This is a genomic window from Mesorhizobium marinum (assembly GCF_040813675.1).
Classification (GTDB): Bacteria; Pseudomonadota; Alphaproteobacteria; order Rhizobiales; family Rhizobiaceae; genus Mesorhizobium_K; species Mesorhizobium_K marinum.
The window spans coordinates 504,300-524,994 of sequence record NZ_JBFOCI010000001.1; the positions used below are offsets into that span (position 1 = coordinate 504,300).

The following is a 20,695-nucleotide window of genomic DNA, read 5'->3' on the forward strand; positions in this document are numbered from 1 at the left end:
TCCGCGAACATGTCTTTCCGACCAAAGACGGAGAGAAGCTAAACCATGCTGCGTTGCAACCAAATGTCGCCGAAACGGTTTAAGTTCGGGCCTGCGGTTACGCAGATGGCCTGCCGCCGATTTTTGCCGTGGACGGATTTTATATGAATATTCAAACCGATCCCGAGCGACTGAAGCAGGCCGCGCATCAGTTTCCCGCTCCGCCCGAAGAGCCGATCCGCGACCAGTTCCTGCATGAGGACCGGCTTCGTGCGCTTGGAGCGCGCCTTGCGCGAAACGAAGTCCCGTCGCTGCCGGGGATGGAAGCATTCGACTTCCAGAAGCGCATTCGCGAGAACGCGGCCAAGATCCTCGACGTCTATCGCTCGACCAACGCGGCGCAGTCGCGCGGCGAACTGGTGACGCCGGCGGCCCAGTGGCTTCTCGACAACAACTATCTCGTCGAGGAGACGAGCTTCCAGATCAAGCGCGACCTGCCGCGCCGCTTCTACCGCGAACTGCCGACCATGACGCTGCCCGACGGCACGACGGTGCCGCGCGCGCTGGCGCTCGCGTGGATCTACGTCGCCCATTCGGACAGCCAGATATCGGGGCAGACGTTCAAGGCGGTCGTCGAGGGCTTCCAGTCGGTCGAGCCGATGAAGATCGGCGAGTTGTGGGCGCTGCCGTCGCTGCTGCGATTCGTCCTGATCGAGAACCTGCGACGCATCGCGGTGAGGGTGAACCGCGCCCGGCGCATGCGCCAGATCGCCAACGAGGTGGCCGACCGTGTCCTGGCGACGCCGGACGGCGACGAAGACCTCGAAGTCCTGGCACCCTATGCGGCGCATGCGCGCGACACGACCTTCGCGACGCAACTGCTCTACCGCCTGCGCGACGGCTCCCAGAATTCCGGCAAGGCGCTGAACTGGCTCGAAGTGGAACTGGAGGGGTCCGGTTCCGACGCCGAAGAGATCATCATCCGGGAACACCAGACGCTGTCGGCCGGAAACGTTACGACCGGCAACATCGTGCGCGGGCTCAGGCTGATCAACGACATCGAATGGACCGACTGGTTCGAGGGCGTCAGCCGTATCGACGCGCTGCTGCGGGAGCGGTCGGACGTGGCGTCGCTCGATTTCGCCTCGCGCGACCAGTACCGCCAGGCGATCGAGGACCTGGCGCGCCGGTCGGACCTTAGCGAGTTCGAGGTTGCCGAGAAAGCGATCGAACTCTCCGGATCCGCCGCCGGGGATGCCCGCGTGGCCGCCGAGGCGGCGGCGTCGAACGACAATGTCGGCTTCTTCCTGGTCGGCTCGCGGCGCGAGGAACTGGAAGCTGCGATCGGCTACCGGCCGGGCTTCGGCATGCGCCTGGTGCGCGCCTTCCGCGCGTCTGGCTGGGCTGGGATCGTCGTGCCGGTGTTCCTCATCACGCTCCTTCTGGTGGTCATGGCCGGCGCGGCGCTCAAGGCGATCGGCCTGGACGACTGGGCGGTAGCCCTGCTGCTCGTCCTGTTCGCCGTGCCGGCGAGCGAAGGCGCGCTCGGCATCTTCAACACGGTCGTCCTGCTCTTCCTGAAGCCGACGCGGCTGGTCGGCTACGAGTTCCGCGAAGGCGTGCCCGCCGAAGCCCGGACGCTTGTGGTCGTGCCGACCCTGATCGGCTCGCGCGACGACGTCGAGGACGCCGTGCGCAAGCTCGAGGTGCACCATCTCGCCAACATGATGGGCGAGGTGCACTTCGCCGTGCTGTCCGACTGGACCGACAGCAAGGTCGAGCAGGACACGGCGGATGACGAGATACTCGCCTTCGCCCAGGCCGAGATCGACAAGCTGAACCAGCGCTACCCGGTCAGCGGCGCGCCGCGCTTCTACCTGCTGCATCGGCGCCGCCTCTACAATCCCTCGCAACGCTGCTGGATGGGCTGGGAGCGCAAGCGCGGCAAGCTGCACGAGCTGAACCTCCTGCTGCGCGGCGATCCCGACACGACCTTCCTGCCGCCGCAGGCGCCGCTGCCGGAAGGCGTGGTGCACGTGATGACGCTCGACGCCGACACGCGGATGATGCGCGACGCCGTCGACCGCCTGGTCGGCAAGCTCTGCCATCCGCTCAACCGGCCGGTCATCGAGGCCGGATCCGGGCGAGTTGTCGCCGGCTATTCCATCCTGCAGCCGCGCGTGACGCCGTCGCTGACCACCGGCGACGAGGCCTCGTTCCTGCAGCGCGTTTTCTCGGCCAACCGCGGCATCGACCCGTACGTCTTCGCGGTGTCCGACCTCTACCAGGACGTCTATGGCGAGGGCTCGTTTACCGGCAAGGGCCTCTACCACATCGACGCCATGGAATCGGCGCTGGCCGGCCGCATCCCCGAGAACACCGTGCTCAGCCACGATTTGCTCGAAGGGGCGCTGGCGCGTTCGGCGCTGGTGACCGACGTCGAAGTGGTCGAAGACTATCCGACGCGCTATTCGGTCGACGCATCGCGCCAGCATCGCTGGGCCCGCGGCGACTGGCAGCTGCTCGGCTGCATCTTCGACCCGAAGTCGGGCGTGCCGGCCCTGTCGCGCTGGAAGATGGTGGACAATCTGCGCCGTTCGCTGACCCCGATCTTCTGGGTGATGGCGACCATCGCGGGCTGGGCGCTGCTGCCGTTCACGCAGGCCGCGCAGTGGCAGGCGCTGCTCCTTCTCGCCCTGTTCATGGCGCCGACCTTCGAGCTCGTCGATGCGATTCTGCCGAAGGGCAGGGAAGCGACCGTGCGCGGGCATTTCACCGCGCTCGCCCGCGACGTCGCCTTCGGCACCGCGCTGGTGGCGCTGCGGGTCGTCCTGATGGCGCACAACGCCTGGATGATGGGCGACGCCATCGTGCGCACGCTCTACCGCATGTTCGTCAGCCGCCAGAACCTGCTCGAATGGCGCACGGCCTCGCAGGCCTACAAGGCCGGCGACAACAGCCTCGGGTCCTACTACCGCATGATGTACGGTGCCGTCGTCATCGCCGTTGCGGGGCTCGCGATCGCGGTGCTCGCCGATTCCACCGGCGCCTTCGTCGGCTTCTTCTTCCTCGTTTTCTGGGCGGGTTCGCCCGCCTTCGCCTGGCTGATCAGCCGCTCGGCCGAGACCGAGGACAGGCTGTCCATCACGCCCGATGACAAGGCGCTCCTGCGCACGGTAGCGCGGCGCACCTGGGCCTATTTCGAGACCTTCGTCACCGCCGAGCACAACCATCTGCCGCCGGACAACTTCCAGGAAAGGCCGCTGCCGGTGGTGGCGCCGCGCACCTCGCCGACCAACATCGGCGTCTACGTGCTCTCGGTGGTCTCGGCGCGCGACTTCGGCTGGATCAGCCTGGCCGACGCGGTCTCCCGCATCGAGGCCACGATGGACACCATCGAGGGGATGGAGCGCCACCGCGGCCATCTCTTCAACTGGTACGACACGATGACGCTGCGCCCACTGCATCCGCTCTACGTTTCGAGCGTCGACAGCGGCAACCTGGCCGGCCATCTGGTGGCGGTCGCCGCGGCCTGCTCCGAATGGGCCGAGGCGCCGTCGGTGCATCTCCAGGGCGACTTCGACGGCATCCTCGACTGCGTCACCATCCTCGAGGAAAGTCTGGCCGAGCTGCCGGACGACCGCAGACAGCTGCGGCCGCTTCGCCAGCGGCTCCTGGACCGCATCGTCGGCATGCGCCGGGCGGTCGAGACCATCAAGACGCAACCCGAAATGGCGTCGATCCGGACGATCAACCTGACCGTCCAGGCGAGCGAGGTGCGCAAGCTTGCCGCCGCGATCGACACCGAAGCCAAGTCGGCGCGCAGCGCGGTTCTCGCCGACTGGGCCGACCGCCTGGCGGCGACCTGCGAGGCGCATGTCCAGGACGCCCACGGCGACGACCACGCCGTCGCCGCGCTCCGAAAGTCGCTGCTGTCGATCAGCCGGCGCTGCCGGCAATACGCCTTCGAGATGGACTTCTCGTTCCTGATGCGCGTCGAGCGCAAGCTGTTGTCGATCGGCTACCGGGTCGAGGCGCACCAGCTGGATGAAAGCTGCTACGACCTGCTCGCCTCCGAGGCGCGGCTCACCAGCCTGTTCGGCATCGCCAAGGGCGACCTGCCCACCGAACACTGGTTCAGGCTCGGCCGGCCGCTGGTCGAGATCGGCTTCCGCGGCGCGCTGATGTCGTGGTCGGGTTCGATGTTCGAGTACCTGATGCCGCCGCTGGTGATGAAGGAGCCACAAGGCGGCATCCTCAACCAGACCAGCCATCTCGTCATCAAGCGGCAGATGCAGTACGGGCGCCAGAAGCGCATCCCCTGGGGCATTTCGGAAGCCGCCTACAACGCGCGCGACCGCGAACTCACCTACCAGTACACCAATTTCGGTGTACCGGGCCTCGGGCTGAAGCGCGGGCTCGGCCAGAACACCGTGATCGCGCCCTACGCGACCGTGCTTGCCGCGCAGTTCATGCCGCGCGAGGCGGTGGTCAACCTCGAGCGCCTCCGAGACGCCGGCGCGCTCGGCCGCTACGGCTACCACGACGCCGTCGACTACACGCCCGCGCGGGTGCCGGAAGGTACCGACCACCAGGTCGTCTACAACTACATGGCACACCATTCCGGCATGTCGATCGTGGCGGTCGCGAACGCCGTCTTCGAAGGCCGCATGCGCGACCGCTTCCACAGCGATCCGGTCATCGAGGCGGCGGAGCTGCTGCTGCAGGAGAAGGCGCCGCGCGATATTCCGGTGGCCACCGTGCGCACCGAGGCCGACGAACGCGTCAAGGGCGTCGCCGTCGAGGAGAGCGCGGACACGCGGCTGGTCCTGAATCCGGCTCTGGCGCTGCGCTCGACCAGCCTGATGTCGAACGGCCGCTATTCGGTGATGGTGACGGCGGCAGGCTCCGGCTACAGCCGCTGGGGCGAGCAGGCCGTCACGCGCTGGCAGCCGGACCCGACGGAGGACCGGCTCGGCGCCTACATCTTCCTGCGCGACGTGGCGACCAACGACTGGTGGTCGGCGACGGCCGATCCGAAGGCCGCGCCGGGCGAGACCTGCCAGACGCTGTTCTGCGACGACAAGGCGACCTTCATCAAGTCGGTCGGCTCGCTGCGGAGCGAGGTGGAGTACATCGTCGCCTCCGAAGCCAATGGCGAGGCGCGCCGGATCACCATCATCAACGACGGCGCCACAGACCGCATGATCGAGGTGACGTCGTTTGCCGAACTCGTGCTCGCGCCCGAGGCGAGCGACAATGCCCACCCCGCCTTCTCAAAGATGTTCGTCGAGACGGAAATCGCGCCCGACCGCAACGCGATCTACGCCGAGCGCAGGAAGCGCGCCGCCGGCGACCCGGACATTGCCGCCGTGCACTTCGTCACCGATCCAGCCGGCGTGCGCGATCCCGAGGCCGAGACCGACCGGCGCGCCTTCATCGGGCGCGGGCGCACGATTGCCGATCCGGCGGCCTTCGACCCCGAGGCGAAGCTGGCCGGCAATCACGGTTTCACGCTCGACCCGGTGATGTCGCTGCGCCGGCGCGTGCGGGTGCGGGCGAACAAGAAGGTTTCGCTGACGTTCTGGACGCTGGTGGGCAGCAACCGCGCCGAGCTCGAATCCGCCGTCGGCCGCTTCGACCACCCCGAAGGATTCCAGCGCCAGGCGATGCTGGCCTGGACGCGCAGCCAGGTGCAGACGCGCCACCTCGGCCTCAGCCTGGCCGACGCGGCGAACGTGCAGAAGATGGCGTCCTACCTGATCTATCCGGATCCCTTCCTGCGCCAGCCGCCCGAGACGATCGCGGCCGGCCTCGGCCGGCAATCGTCGCTGTGGCCGATGAGCATTTCGGGCGACTTCCCGATCTTCGTGCTGCGCATCGGCGACGTCGCCGACCTCGAGATCGTGGCGAGCGCGCTGCGCTACCAGGAATATCTGCGCGCGAGGGGCCTGATGGCCGACTTCGTCATCGTCAACGAACAGGCGTCCTCCTACGTGCAGGACCTGCAGCAGGCGATCGAGCAGCTGTGCGAGAACAGCCGCCTGCGCGGCACCGAACTCGGGCCTCGCCAGCACATCTTCGCGGTGCGCCGCGACCTCATGGACGACCATTCCTACAAGACCCTGCTCGCCGTGGCGCGCGTCGTCCTGCATACCCGCAACGGCAGCATCTTCGACCAGGTCGAGCGGGCCGAGGCGGCGGCGCTCGCCGCCCGCGACCAGGCGAAGGCCGCGGTTGCGGAAACGGCCGAAGCGGCCGGGCAGGGCGCGCCACAGCCAGTTGTTCTGCCGCGCCCCGGCAATGCCCCGGCACTGGATGGCGGCGGTCTCGACCGCTGGAACGGTTTCGGCGGCTTCGACCGCGATGGCCGCGACTACGTGGTGCGGCTGGATGGCGGGCGCTCGACGCCGCATCCCTGGATCAACGTCATCTCCAACAGCGCCTTCGGCTTCCACACCTCCGCCGAGGGGGCGTCGTTCACCTGGAGCCGCAACAGCCGCGACTTCCAACTCACGCCGTGGTCGAACGATCCCGTCACCAACAGGCCGGGCGAGGCGATCTACCTCTACGACCATGCCGGCGGTCGGGTGTTCTCGCCGTTCGCCGCGGTGGCGCGCGACCCGTCAACGCGCTACGAGGCCCGTCACGGGCAGGGCTTCTCGAAGTTTACCGCGCGGCGCGGACCGCTGACGGTGGCGCTCACGCAGATCGTCGATCCCGCCGATCCGGTGAAGCTCTCGCGCCTGGCCATCCGAAACGCCGGGCCGGTCCCTGCGAAGCTCAGGGTGTACGGCTATGTCGAATGGGTGCTCGGCAACATTCGCGGCAGGTCGGCGCCCACCATCGTTCCCGCCCTCGACGCCGCCACCGGCGCGCTGCTGGCGCGCAACCCCTACAGCCTCGACAACGGCGACCGCGTATCCTTCCTGGCGACCGACGGCCCGGCGCAGTCGCTGACCGCCGACCGTGCCGAATTCATAGGCCGCGGCGGTTCCGTCGACATGCCGGCGACGGTTGCGGCAGGCGCCACGCTGTCCGGCAGGGTCGAGGCGGGCACCGACCCCTGCGCGGCGATCGCGCGCGACATCGAGGTTTCGCCCGGCGGCGAGGTCAGCCTGCTCTGGCTGCTCGGCGACGCCGGCTCCCAGGAAGAAGCGTCGGCCCTCGTCGAGAAGCATCGCGCCGCGGATTTTTCGGCGCGGCTGGAGGAGAACGAAGCGGAATGGCGCGGCTTCCTCGACACGCTGCAGGTGAAGACGCCTGACGGCGCCTTCGACGCGATGGTCAACCATTGGCTGCCCTATCAGAGCCTCGCCTGCCGCATTCGCGCGCGCTCGGCCTTCTACCAGGCGAGTGGGGCGTTCGGTTTCCGCGACCAGTTGCAGGACACGCTGGCGCTTCTGCTTCACGATCCGAAGCTCGCCCGCGAGCAGATACTGAACGCGGCCCGCCGGCAGTTCGCGGAGGGCGACGTCCAGCACTGGTGGCTGCCGCGCACCGGCGCCGGCGTGCGCACCATCATCTCCGACGATGTCGTCTGGCTGGCCTATGCCGTCCACCGCTACATGCGGGTCACCGGCGACGACACGCTGCTGGCCGAAGAGGTTCCCTTCATCAAGGGCGAGCCGCTGCAGCCCGGCCAGCACGATGCCTTCTTCACGCCCGAGGTGACCGAAAAGACGGCCAGCATCTACGATCATTGCGTCAAGGCGCTCGACCTCGCCGTCAAGCGCACCAGCGCGAACGGCCTGCCGCTGATCCTCGGCGGCGACTGGAACGACGGCATGAACCGTGTCGGCGAGGAGGGCCGGGGCGAGAGCGTGTGGCTCGGCTGGTTCCTCCTGAAGACGCTCGGCAACTTCATCGCCATCGCGAAGGCGCGGGGCGACGCCAAGCGCGCCAAGGCATGGGACAAGCACGCCCGCCGGCTCAAGCAGGCGCTCGAGAACGCCGCCTGGGACGGCGAGTGGTACCGGCGCGGCAGCTATGACGACGGCACGCCGCTCGGCTCGCGCCAGTCCGACGAGTGCCAAATCGATTCGATCGCGCAGTCGTGGAGCGTGATGTCGGAAGGCGGCGATCCGGTGCGCTCGCGAACCGCGATGGAGGCCGCGTCCGCGCGCCTGGTCGACGGCGAGCTGAAGCTGATCAAGCTGTTCACGCCGCCGTTCCACGACACCGGCAAGGAGCCGGGCTACATCAAGAGCTATCCGCCGGGCGTGCGTGAGAACGGTGGACAGTACACCCACGCGGCGACCTGGTTCGTCATCGCGCTCGCCGAGATGGGCAAGGTCGACGACGCCTGGCGCTGCTATTCGATGCTCAACCCGGTCAACCACGCCCTCGACGAACAGGCGGCCGAGCAGTACCGGACCGAACCCTATGTCGTCGCCGCCGACATCTATTCGGCACCCGACAAGGGCGGTCGCGGGGGCTGGACCTGGTACACGGGGTCGGCGGGCTGGATGTACCGCGCGGCGGTGGAGAGCATCCTCGGCATCCGGCGGCAAGGGAACCGCCTGTCGGTGAAGCCGGCGCTTCCCGGCCACTGGGACGGCTACGAGGCGACGCTGCGCCTCGACGCCGCCGTCTACCGGATCAGTGTGCGGCGCGAAAAGAATGCGGGTCCGGCGATCGAGATCGACGGCCAGAGGCAGGCCGGTTCGACGCTCGAGCTCGGCCGGACCGGGGAGGTCGCCGTTACAGTATTCGTGCCCGTCTGAACTTGCGAAATAAATCACATTATCGGCTGCGGCGGCCATCATTTCGCCGCAAGCCTGCCATTTTTGCTGAAATCTCAATCCGTTAGGAGATCACGCGACGTAACGGTCCGTTTCTGTTTGTTGTTCGGCGAATCGGAACGGAACCTTTCGCGGCGCATTGTGTTGCCGTCCAAGCCCGGCTACCAATTCTCCCATGGTGCGATGCACAATTTTTCGATGACGAGGTAATTGCGTTGTCTTTGTTCGAAATTTACTGGAGGGCACTCCGGTATCTCGGGGCAGACAGGAGGCGGGTTGCCTTCATCTGCGGCGCCAACGTCGTCCTGGCGATGGTGACGATCGCCGAACCGGTGCTCTTCGGACGCATCATCGACGCCATCTCGGACAAGGCCAACGTGGTGCCGACGCTCGCGCTCTGGGCCGGCCTCGGCGTCTTCAACATCGTCGCCTTCGTGCTGGTCGCGCGCGGCGCCGACCGGATCGCGCATGCCCGCCGCGCCGGCGTTCTGTGCGACGCCTTCGAACGCGTCATCACCATGCCGCTCGCCTGGCACCACGAACGCGGCACGTCCAACACGCTGCACACCATGCTGAGGGCCGTGGAGGCGCTGTTCGCGCTCTGGCTCGAGTTCATGCGCCAGCACCTGTCGACCTTCGTCGCGCTCGTGCTCCTGGTGCCGACTGCGCTGTCGCTGGACGTGCGCATGTCGATGGTGCTTCTGGTGCTCGGCGTGCTCTACGTGGCGATCGGTCGGCTGGTCATGCTCAAGACCACCGAGGGCCAGAAGTCGGTGGAGCGGCACTACCACACCGTTTTCAGCCACGTGACGGATTCGGTCGGCAACGTCGCCGTCCTGCAGAGCTACAACCGCATCGGGCATGAGGCCGAGGCGCTCAGGAGCCACGTCCGGTCGCTGCTGTCGGCGCAGAACCCGGTGCTCGACTGGTGGGCGCTGGCCAGCGCGCTGCACCGCCTGTCCTCAACCATCTCGATGATGGTGGTCCTGCTCATCGGCGCATTGCTGGTCTCGCGCGGCGAACTCAGGATCGGCGACATCGTCGCCTTCACCGGCTTTGCTGCGCTGTTGATAAGCCGGCTCGACCAGGTCTCCAACTTCGTCAACCAGGTGTTCGAGGCGCGGGTGAAGCTCGAGGATTTCTACCGCATCGAGGACGCGTCGGCCGCCGCCCGGGAGCCGGCCGGGCTGCTCGAACTCGACCGTGTCGCGGGCAGTGTCCGTTTCGAGGACGTCTCCTTCCGCTTCCCGAACTCGGGGCAGGGCGTCGCCGACATCTCCTTCGAGGTCGAGGCCGGGCAGACGATTGCCATCGTCGGCCCCACCGGTTCCGGCAAGACGACCCTCATCAACCTGCTGCAGCGCGTGCATTCCCCGCAGGCGGGCCGCATCCTCATCGATGGCGTCGACATCGCCGACGTCACCCGCAAGTCGCTGCGCCAGCAGATCGCGACGGTGTTCCAGGACGCCGGCCTGTTCAACCGGTCGATCGAGGAGAACATCCGGATCGGCCGCGCCGGCGCAGTCAACGACGAGGTGCACGCCGCTGCCGAGGCCGCAGCCGCGCACGATTTCATCCTGGCCAAGAGCGACGGCTACGATACCGCCGCCGGCGAACGCGGCAGCCAGCTTTCCGGCGGCGAGCGGCAGCGCATTGCGATCGCGCGGGCGATCCTGAAGGATTCGCCGATCCTGGTGCTCGACGAGGCGACCAGCGCGCTCGACGTCGAGACCGAGGCGCGCGTCAAGGAGGCGATCGACCGCCTGCGCCAGGGCCGCACCACCTTCATCATCGCGCACCGCCTGACCACCGTACGCGACGCCGACCTCGTCGTCTTCCTCGACAATGGCCGGATCGTCGAAATGGGCGGGTTCAACGAGCTTTCCGCCCGCAACGGGCGTTTTGCCGGCCTGCTGCGCGCAGGCGGCCTGCTGACCGACGACGAGGTGCGCCGCCTGGCCAGGGTGGCGGTCGAGGAAGCGGCCTGACGCGGCGATGCGGCGCTTGGCGCGATTGCGGCGGCCCGTCGCCGGGTCTATGTAACGCGCGATGAGCGAAACCAGCCAGAGCGCCCGGCGCCTTTCCGACCTCGCCAACCCGACCCGGTTCCTGGCGCTGGCGGACCGCGTGCTGCCGTGGCTGGCCGCGGCCAGCGCGCTGGTGCTTGCCGCCGGGCTCTATCTCGCCTTCGCCGCTCCCGCCGACTACCAGCAGGGCATCACGGTCAGGATCATGTACATCCACGTGCCCTTCGCGTGGCTGTCGATGTTCTGCTACTCGCTGATGGCGCTGTCGGCGCTGGGCACGCTGGTCTGGCGCCATCCGCTTGCCGACGTCGCCTTGAAGGCTGCCGCCCCGATCGGCGCGGTCTTTACCGCGCTGGCGCTCGCCACCGGCTCGATCTGGGGCAAGCCGATGTGGGGCACATGGTGGGTCTGGGACGCCCGGCTGACCTCGGTGTTCGTTCTCTTCCTGATGTATCTCGGCATCCTCGCCCTGACCCGCGCGCTCGACGACCCGTCGCGATCCGCCCGCGCCGCCGCCATCATCACGCTGGTCGGCTTCATCAACATCCCGATCATCAAGTTTTCGGTCGACTGGTGGAACACGCTGCACCAGCCGGCGTCGGTGTTCCGCCTCGACGGACCGACCATCGATCCCTCGATGCTGCGGCCGCTGATGGTGATGGCGGTCGGCTTCACGCTGCTCTTCATGACGCTGCACGTCGCCTCGATGCGCACCGAGATCTACCGCCGCCGCGTCATCGCCATGCGCCAGATCGCGGCGCGGCGGGCGGAGCGGGGCCAGGGCTGATCACCCTCCAGCGGCGGCGTAGGCCCCGCGCATCACCGCAATGTCTGCAAGCTTCGCATGGAAAGCGGACCAGTCGTCGCTGTCGGCGATCGGCGCCCACAGCGCCTCGACCTCGTCGATCAGCATCGTGCACGGCTCTTCGCGCGCGAAATAGGGGTGCTCAAGATTGACGCCCGGCCGCGGCGGATGCGCGGCGATGGCCGCGAAAACCGGCTCGAAGGCGTCCGTGGCATAGAATCCGGCCGCCGGGCTCGCCGCCGCGCGGCTTTCGCTCAGGCGACCGCCGAACCAGTCGAAGAAAAACTGCTCGAACGGCATCTTTGTGTCGCCGAGGTGCTTCCAGACCATGCGCACGAGCGCGCCCGCCGCCTCGTCGCCGGCGGGCGCCAGGCCAAGCCGCCTCAGCATCGCCGCGCTGAACGCCGCATGGAATTGCGCCTCGAAGCCGCGCAGGATCGCCTCCAGCCCTGACTTTTCGGCCAGCGGCAGCAGGCATTCGGCGAGCCGTGTCAGGTTCCACAGCAGGGTGTCGGGCTGACGACCGTAGGCATAGAGGCCAGTCTGGTCGAAATAGGCGGCGGTGAAGGCCGGATCGAGCTCCGGCAGGAACCGCCAGGGACCGTAGTCGAAGCTCTCGCCTGTCACGTTGATGTTGTCGGTGTTCAGGACGCCGTGCACGAAACCGGCGAGCATCCAGTCCGCGCCGGTGACGGCGACGCGGCGGCAGACCTCCTCGAGGAAGGCCAGCGCCCGCCCGGCGGGATCGTCGCGCCAGATGTCGGGCATGTAGCTGCGGATGACATGGTCCAGCAGCGTGCGGATGTTGTCGTGCTGGTCGAGGTAGAGCAGCCGCTGGAAACTGCCGATGCGGACATGCGAATGGCTGAGCCGAACCAGCACCGAGGACCGGGTGGGGGAGGGCTCGTCGCCGCGCGCGAGTTCTTCGCCGGTTTCGACGAGGCTGAACGATTTCGACGTGTCGACGCCAAGCGCTTCCAGCATTTCGGTGGCCAGCACCTCGCGCACGCCGCCCTTCAGCGTCAGCCGGCCGTCAGCGGTGCGCGACCAGGGCGTCCGGCCGCTTCCCTTGGTGGCGAGGTCGAGCAGCCGTCCGTCTTCCCGGTCGTGCAACTGCGCGTGGAGGAAGCCGCGACCGTCGCCGAGGTCGGGGTTGTAAACGCGGAACTGGTGTCCGTGGTAGCGCAGCGCGAGCGGGGTGGCGAAGCTGCCGGGCAGGGGCTTGAAACGTGCAAAATGGTCGAGCCACTCGGCGTCGCTCAGCGCTCCGAGCCCGACGCGCTCGGCCCAGCGCTGGTTGCGGTAGCGCAGGATGTGTGCCGGAAATTCCGCCGGCTGGACCTCGTCGAAGAAGTCGCCGCCGAGCGTGGCATGGGCGAGGGAGGGGCGATAGTCTTCCGAGACGGGCATTTTTACTCCGGCCTTCCGGTCTGGCCTTGCAGGGGGTGGGACATCCGGGGTGGCGGGCCGGCGTCCGGTGCGGACGTCGGCGTCGCGTTCATTCGACGAACACCTTGATGCTCGCGGCCCGGCCGGCGGCGTCGATGACGGTCAGCGTCGACTGGCCGACGCCGTCGGGCTGCCACGTCGCCTCGCGACGGCGTTCTATGTCGGCCAGCGGCTTGCCGTTGGCAAGCCAGCGGAACGGCGCCCGGCCGCCCTGCAGCTTCAGCACCAGCGGGGTTGCCTCGGTGCTCGCGGCGCCGAGTTCGACGCGGGCGCCGTCGGGCGGGAAGACGATGCGCGGGGCAGGCTCCGCAGCGACGTGGACGGCAGAGACCGCGTCCCCGTCCGCGGAGACGAAGCGCTCCATCGTCACCGGCAGGTCGCCGGGCGACAGGTGGAAAGCGCCGGCCGGCGGCCGGCGCAGCGGGGTTGCGGCAAGCCCGGAGCGGGCAAACGCCTCGAAGAGCACGGGCGCTGCGGAGTCGTAGCCGGAGATGCCGGGCACCGAACCGGAATCGGGCCGGCCCAGCCACACCCCGAGGACATGCCGGCCGTCGTAGCCGACGGACCAGGCGTCGCGGTTGCCGTAGGACGTCCCGGTCTTGTAGGCGATGCCGCGCGGCGCCGCGCCGACCGGCGGACGAACGCCTGCAAGCATGTCGCTGACCTGCCATGCCGCCCGTTCCTCGAGCACCATGCCATTGGCGAGCGGGGTCGGAGCTGCTGCCTCCGAGCCGTCCCGAAGAACCTTCGCGTCGCCGCCGTTGGAAAGGCCGGTATAGAGCTGGACGAGGTCACGCAGTGACAGGCCGACGCCGCCGAGCCCGATCGCCAGGCCCGGAACTTCCCCTGGCGGCAGTACCGGCGTGACGCCGGCTTGCCGGAAGCGCGACACCAGGCGCTGCGGCCCGACCGCGTCGAGCAGGCGGATCGCCGGCACGTTCAGCGAAAGCTGCAGCGCCTGGCGCACCGTCACGTCGCCCTGGTAGGTCATGTCGAAGTTTCTCGGGCGGTAGCCGGCGAAGTCGGCCGGCCGGTCCTCGATCAGCGTTTCCTGCGCCACGAGGCCCTCTTCGACGGCGAGGCCGTAGATGAAGGGTTTCAGCGTGGAGCCCGGCGAGCGCAGGGTGCGCGTCATGTCGATCCAGCCCGAGCGGCTGGCGTCGAAGTAGTTGGCCGAGCCGACCTCGCCGAGGATCTCGCCGGTCATCGCGTCGGCGAGGATCAACGCCACCGACACGCGGGGGCCGGTCCTGCGTGCGGCGTCGAGCGCGACGGCCTCGAGGTTTTCCTGCACGCTTCGCCGTATCGTCAACTGGTGGCGCGCCTGGCCGGGCTGGTTTCGCAGCGCCACGTCGGCGGCATGGGCGGCCAGGGCGGGCAGGTCGCGGCGCAGGTCCGACACCGGGTCGAGTGCGGCGCGGGCCGCCTCGCGCTCGCCGAGCAGGCCGGCCCCGACCATGCGCGAGAGGACGCGGTCGCGCGCCGACTGCGCCCCGGCAGGGTTGCGATCCGGCCGGCGTCGCTCGGGCAGCTGCGGCAAGGCGACCAGCAAAGCGGCTTCCGATACGCCGAGCCGCCTTGGTTCCTTGCCGAACCACGCCAGGGAGGCTGCCCGCACTCCTTCCAGATTGCCGCCATAGGGCGCAAGCGTCAGATAGAGTTCGAGGATTTCGCGCTTCGACAGCCGGCGCTCGATCTGCAGCGCGCGAAAGACCTGGCGGAGCTTCTGGCCGAGGCTGCGCTGTTCGCGCGGCTCCAGCAGTCGGGCGAGCTGCATCGACAGGGTCGAGCCGCCGGAGACGATCCGACCGTTCGTCGCGAACTGCAGGGCGGCGCGGGCCAGCGCAACGACGTCCACGCCCCGATGTTCGAAGAAGCGCTTGTCCTCGTAGGCGACCAGCATGTCGACGAAAGCCGGGTCGACCTGGTCGAGCGTGGCGGCAAGCCGCCAGCGCCCGTCCGGCGTCGCATAGGCGCGCAGCAATTGCCCGTCGCGGTCGACGACTTCGGCGGAAACCGGGAGCCTGTCGGGCAGCGGCGGTGGGAAGGCCCGGTCGCCGGCCTCAAGGGCAACCCACGCGGCAATCGTGAGGGCGGCGAGAGAGCCGCCCGCGATCGCCGAACGCCGGAACCATTTCCTCATGTCGTCACCGGGCGGTCAGGGCGCCCTGACCTCCATCACGCCGCTCGCCGTGCGCGCCGAATATTGCGGCCGGTACATGTCCTCGACGCTTGCCGCCGGGTGCGCGAACACGCCGGGCGTCACCGCGCGGACCACGTAGGCCACCGCGAAGTCGGAGCCGACATCCTCGTCGCGATCGAAGGCCGCGACGAACCGGTCGTCGCGGAATTCGAGATGGGCGGCGTCGGTGCGCGGCAGCCAGCCGAAATTGGCGAGGTCCGCGCTCGACACGAGACGCGGGTTGTCGATCTCGAAGCCGGCCGGCAGGAGGTCGCTGATGACGACGCGGGAAGTCCAGTCGTTGGTCTCCTTGACGCGCAGCACGACCACGAAGCGCTCGTTCTGCGTGACTTCCGTCACGTTCGCCTCGCTGCCGTCCATGCGATAGTAGGTTCGCGAGATGGTGAAGCCGTCGCCGCCGGCCGGCAGCGGTTGCTCGGGCGCCGCCACGGCCGTCACCACGGCCTGGATGGTGCTCGGTCCGGCGTTGCCGATCACGATCGGCTGGGCAAGCAGTTCTTCGCCCGTCACCTGCCGCGAGAAGGCGCCCGAATAGGGCGCGCCGTTGACCGTCAGCTGCAGTGCGGCGTTGCCGGCCTGGAGCGCGCGGGCGGCGAGCAGCATCCACGCCTGGTCCTGGGTGCTGGTCCAGCGCGTGGCCTTGCGTTCCGCGGCAACGGTGCGCACCAGTTCCGGCACCACCGACGAGACCGGCCGGCTGTCGGCGGCAAGTGCCAGGATCGCCGCGCCGTCGCGCAGCTTCGATCCGTAGTCGGTCCGGTACCAGTCGTATTCCGGCGTGTTCTTCGCCAGTCGAAGCGCCGCCGCGAAGGTGGCTTCCGACCGCTGCGTGTCGCCGTAGAGGGCGAGGCTCGCGGCCAGCTGCGCCACCGCCATCGGGCTCGAGAAGGCCTCGATCTGCGTGTCGGAATAATATCTGAGGTCGCCGATCGACGCGCGCTTGTTGCGCGCCAGCACATAAAGCGCATAGGCGATTTCCGAGCCGCGATCCTCGAGGTCGATATCGTAGGCCAGAGCGTTCTGCAGGTTGCCGAGGGCCTGGTTCATCGCCTGCGCCGGGACGTCATATCCCTTTTCGCGGGCACGGGTGAGGAAGTCCGAGACATAGGCGTCGAGCCAGAGGTCGCCGGAGCCCGGCCCCCACAGGCCGAAGCTTCCCGACGATGACTGGTAGTTCAGCACGCGCCAGATGGCGCCCTGAACGCGCTCCTTGAGCTCGGGATCGTCCTTCATGCCGACCGACGCTGACAACTCGCTGACATAGAGCAGCGGCAGCGCGCGGCTGGTCGTCTGCTCGGCGCAGCCATAGGGATAGCGGTCCAGCGCCATGAGCATCGAGGGCACGTCGAAGGCTGCCGACTGCGAGACGCCGACGCTGACCGTCGCGCCTTCGAGCAGGCTTCCCGCGAGCAGTTCGCGGTCGACGCGCAGGCTGGAGCCGTTCGGCCCGAGGTCGACGACCATGCGCGTGGTGACGGGCGCCACGGCCGGACGGACCGGCAGCGACAGCACCTGTTCCACGGCAAGTCCGTCCGCATGGGCGAGCCGGATCGTGACGCCGGCGTCGCCGGCGGTTTCGGCCACCAGCGGCACGGTCATGGTGACGCGCTTGCCGCCGGCGAGCGTCAGCGTGTCGGGTGTCGCACCGACAACCACGTCGCTGCCTTCGATGGTGAGCGAATAGTCGCCGTCCGGGCCGTCCGTGTTGGCGACGTCGAGCCGCATCACGGCCTGGTCTCCCGGCGCCATGAAGCGGGGCAGGGCGGCGGTGACGACGATCGGGTCGCGCACGACGACGTCCTGAACCGAGTGGCCGACCGCCTTCTTGGTCCAGGCGACCGTCATGATGCGTACCGTCCCGTTGAACTGCGGGATGTCGAAGTCGACGGTCGCCTTGCCGTCCATGTCGAGGCGGACCGGGCCGGAGAAGAAGGCGACCAGCTTTTCGGTCGGCGGGCTGCCCTGCGCGGTCAGCGCCGCGCCGCCATCGCCGCCGGTGCGGATGCGGCCGGCGACGCCGAGCGAGCCGTCGATGAGCCGGCCGTAGAGGTCGCGCAACTCTATCCCCAGCTGCCGCTGGCCGAAGAACCAGGCCTCCGGGTCCGGCGCCTGGTAGCGCGTCAGGTTGAGGATGCCGACATCGACCGCGGCGACCATCGCATAGGCGTCGTCGCCGGGAGCGGCCCCGGTCACCGAGACCGGGATCGACAGGGTCGAGCGCGGCGTCGATTGTTCGGGCGCTGCGGTGGCGACGGTCAGTTGGCGTTCACCGGGATCGACCTTCAGCCATTTCACGCCGATCGCGCGCGCCGGCATGCGCGTTTCCTGCGCTTCGCCAGGCCGGAACAGCGTCGCCGTGACATAGGCTCCCGCGCCCCAGTCGGCGCCGACCGGGACGTCGATCGTCGCGCCGCCCTCGGGCACCGTTGCGGAGATGGTCGAGATCAGCTTTTCCGCTCCGATGGCGACCAGGAGTTCGCCGGCGAAGCGCGGCGAAATCTGGAGCTTTGCCACCTCGCCGGGCGCATAGCTTTCCTTGTCCAGGGCGATCTCGAGCCCGTCCGGCGTTTCGGTCGAGCTGGTCTCGACGTACCAGCCGGCGTCGAACTCGTAGCTGGTCGCGGGACCGGACGGATCGGGCGTCTCGACCTCGATCCGGTAGCGGCCCCAGTCGACCGGCCGGGAAATCGACACCTCGGCGTCGGCGGCGATGTCGATCGTGCCGCTGGCGACGGCCTTGGTGAAGGTCACCGGCTCGTAATTCCAGTAGTTGCCGGAACGGTACCACTGGTAGTTCCGCTCGAGCTTGACGAGCTTCCAGAGCGCCCCGGGTATCGCCTTTCGCTGGCCGGAGGGGTCGGTCGCGATCAGCGAGAACTTCGCATTGCCGCCCTGCGGCACCTCGCCGCCGGCGAAGTCCGGGCGGATGCCGATCATGTCGGCGGTCGGGCTGACGGCGATGTCGAGCGAACGTTCGACCGCCCGCCCGCCCGCCTCGCGCATGCGAAGCGTGACGGCGGCATTGATGAAGCGGGTGGTGGAGGGGGCCTGGTCGACGCTGACGGGGAAGTTGGCCTTGCCGTCGTCGCCGATGAACGGCAGCCCGGCAAGCGGCGTTCGGTTGGCCTGCACGTCCTGCTCGTCGGCGAGCCCGAAGAAGAAGCCCTTGTAGCTGTCCCGTTCGCGCGTCGTGCCCAGCGTCAGTTCGCCTTCCAGGGCGAGACCAGCGGCAGGCGCTCCATAGAGGAAGCGACCGTCCACCGTGATCTCGGCGGTTTCGCCGGGCGCGATCTCCGGCTTGTCGGAGGTCATGTCGAACTCGATGCGGTCCGGAACGAAGTCCTCGACGAGGAAGCTATGGGTGGCGATCGCCGGCTGCTTGGGGTCGGTGTGGATCGCGACGGACCATGTGCCCCGCATGGCGGCGGTCGACAGGCCGAGATCGACGGCGTGGCCGCCCGACGAACCGCCGTCCGAGACCAGCCGTCGGTCCTCGACGCCGTCCGGTCGGGTGAAGACGAAGGTGAGCGGCAGATTGTCGACGGCATCGACCGAATCGTCCCGGGCCAGCGCCGCGACATGCACGGTCTCGCCGACGCGGTAGATGCCGCGCTCGGTCCAGGCATAGATGTCGAGCGCGCCCGGCGCGGCGCGCCCGGCCACGCCGCGGTCGGACAGGTCGAAGCCCGCCTTGGTCATGTCGAGGAAGACGAAATCCTGGTCGGCGCCGGAGGCCATCAGCACGGCTGGGGCCATGCCGCCCTCGCCGCGGGTGAGGCCGGGATTGAGCGTGGCGCGGCCATCCGCGTCGGTCCTTGCGGTCCCGAGCACCTCGTTGTTGCGGGCAAGCAGCGTCAGTTCGGCGTCGGCGATCGGCTTGGCGGTGCCGAGCGACCGGGCAAACACGTTGAGCCCGTCCTGCCCGGTATAGGTGGTCAGGCCGATGTCGGAGACGACGAACCACTGGGTGGCGCGCGGCAGCCAGGAATCGGAACGATCGTCCTTAGGCTGGGCGGTCATTACATAGACGCCGGGCTTGCGGTCGGGCAGCGCCTCGTCGACCGGAAAGCTGGTCGTTGTCTCCTCGTTCAGCGCCTTGTCGATGACGAGTTCGCCTTCCCAGACCGGTGCACCCAGCTGGCTGGCGACGCTGTCGAGGTCGTAGCTGTCGAGCTGGCGCAGGAACTGGTAGCCCGAGAGAAGCTGCGCCAGCGAGCGGTCGCCGACCCGGTAGAGCTTCATGTCGGCGACGTCGATGTTGACGGTGACGACCGGGATGCCGCGCCGACCGGTCGACGGCAGCACGAAGCTGTCGCCGGTAAAGCGCGCGGTGGGGGCGCGGTCCTGCATGTAGATCGACAGCAGGACCGGGCTTTCGAGGACTTCGCCGATCGCCGCCGGCAGGCCGGGGCGGAAGGCGACGCGGTAGTGGCGCCCGTGCTCCAGCCCTTCCACGCAGATCTGGCGGCCCTGCGCCTCGATGCTCTTGGCCGGCTGGTCGTCGACGGTGACGAAGGGCGCGTAGTCGACGCCCGCCTTGACCAGGTCTTCGGAGAACTGCGCGCAGACGCGCGGCGAGGCGCTGTCGGCCTCGACCTTGTGCTCGACGACGCGGAAGCCCTTGCGGGCCTTCAAGTCTTCGTATTCGGCGCGGACCGAAGCTGCGTTCACCAGCGCGAGGCTCGCTTCATAGGCCTGCAGCGCGGGACGGAAAAGATCGCGGTTGTCGAGCGTCACGGCGATCGCGGCCAGCGCTTCGGCGCGCGACGGCGCGGTTCGCGACAGAAGGTAGGCATTGTAGGCGGCGGAACTCGTATCGCTCTTCAGGCTGGCGGTTTCCTGATTGTTGATGCCGCGAACCGCGGTCAGGGCGCGGGCCAGCCGCAGCCAGAGCGCGGTATCGTCAGGCGAGGTCGCCACGGCGGTGGTGAAGCGCTCTGCGGCTCTGCGCGGGTCACCCGTCAGCAGTGCGCTGTCGCCTGCGTCGGTCAGGCCGGCAAGGCCCTGTTCGCCGACGGCGATGCTGCCGTTGGTCAGGCGCGCCCGCATCCGGGCTGCTTCATCCGCCATCCAGGACGGGAAGTAGGTCAGGGAGGGCGGCGCGCCGATGTCGGGCTCGCCGCTGATCGGCACCACCTTGCCGGCGACGGCGCCGGCAAACGGCTTGAGCGTCGCGAAATCCGACTTCAGGAAACACCATTTCGCCTTGGTGTTGTAGGTGAATGCGCGGCATTCGCGGTCACCGAGGCAGGAGGTGCGGCACTGGTCGAGCGTGACGTTCTGCTCGGACCGCAGATCGAATCCAAAATAGTCCGAATTCTCCGATGTCACGACCTGGCGGCCGTCGACGGCGCCGGCTGGGCCGGCAAAGGCGAGGAAAACCACCGCAAGGAACGAAAGAACGCGCGTGTGCATGCCGCATCACTCCCATCAACTCGATCTGCCTTGCCGAGGCGCCGGCCAGATCCGCCGCATTGCGCCCCTGGTG

At 68.5% G+C, this 20,695-nt stretch carries 6 protein-coding genes; 3 read left to right on the plus strand and 3 right to left on the minus strand.

The features are described 5' to 3' along the window. The first annotated feature begins 143 nt into the window (after positions 1–143). The 3 genes from ABUE31_RS02410 (at position 144) to ABUE31_RS02420 (ending at position 11,537) form a co-directional block, all read left to right on the plus strand. Positions 144–8,705, plus strand: coding sequence for a glycoside hydrolase family 94 protein (locus ABUE31_RS02410; protein WP_367721899.1), 8,562 nt, complete (start codon positions 144–146; stop codon positions 8,703–8,705). 233 nt (positions 8,706–8,938) lie between these two features. Next, the gene (locus ABUE31_RS02415; protein WP_367721900.1) at positions 8,939–10,711 is read left to right on the plus strand and encodes a glucan ABC transporter ATP-binding protein/ permease; all 1,773 of its coding nucleotides are present in this window, start codon (positions 8,939–8,941) and stop codon (positions 10,709–10,711) included. A 61-nt stretch (positions 10,712–10,772) separates the two neighbouring features. Further along, complete coding sequence (locus ABUE31_RS02420) at positions 10,773–11,537, plus strand: heme ABC transporter permease (protein WP_367721901.1); 765 nt, start codon at positions 10,773–10,775, stop codon at positions 11,535–11,537. On the opposite strand, the gene ABUE31_RS02425 is transcribed toward ABUE31_RS02420, so the two are convergent. The 3 genes from ABUE31_RS02425 to ABUE31_RS02435 all read right to left on the minus strand — a co-directional run bounded on the left by ABUE31_RS02425 (position 11,538) and on the right by ABUE31_RS02435 (position 20,622). Further along, entirely contained in the window at positions 11,538–12,965 is a 1,428-nt protein-coding gene (locus ABUE31_RS02425) for a protein adenylyltransferase SelO (RefSeq protein ID WP_367721902.1), read from the minus strand. A gap of 88 nt (positions 12,966–13,053) precedes the next feature. Beyond that, positions 13,054–15,147, minus strand: coding sequence for a penicillin-binding protein 1C (pbpC, locus tag ABUE31_RS02430; protein WP_367721903.1), 2,094 nt, complete (start codon positions 15,145–15,147; stop codon positions 13,054–13,056). Positions 15,148–15,162: 15 nt separating this feature from the next. Then, a complete protein-coding gene (locus ABUE31_RS02435) occupies positions 15,163–20,622 on the minus strand; it encodes an alpha-2-macroglobulin family protein (RefSeq protein ID WP_367721904.1) in 5,460 nt (1,819 codons plus the stop codon). Between the last annotated feature and the right edge of the window lie 73 nt (positions 20,623–20,695).

Bases quoted from the DNA above. Each gene is read 5' to 3' on its own strand.
- ABUE31_RS02410 (WP_367721899.1), top strand. From the start codon at position 144: ATGAATATTCAAACCGATCCCGAGCGACTGAAGCAGGCCGCGCATCAG.
- ABUE31_RS02420 (WP_367721901.1), top strand. From the start codon at position 10,773: ATGAGCGAAACCAGCCAGAGCGCCCGGCGCCTTTCCGACCTCGCCAAC.
- ABUE31_RS02425 (WP_367721902.1), bottom strand. From the start codon at position 12,965: ATGCCCGTCTCGGAAGACTATCGCCCCTCCCTCGCCCATGCCACGCTC.
- pbpC (WP_367721903.1), bottom strand. From the start codon at position 15,147: ATGAGGAAATGGTTCCGGCGTTCGGCGATCGCGGGCGGCTCTCTCGCC.
- ABUE31_RS02435 (WP_367721904.1), bottom strand. From the start codon at position 20,622: ATGCACACGCGCGTTCTTTCGTTCCTTGCGGTGGTTTTCCTCGCCTTT.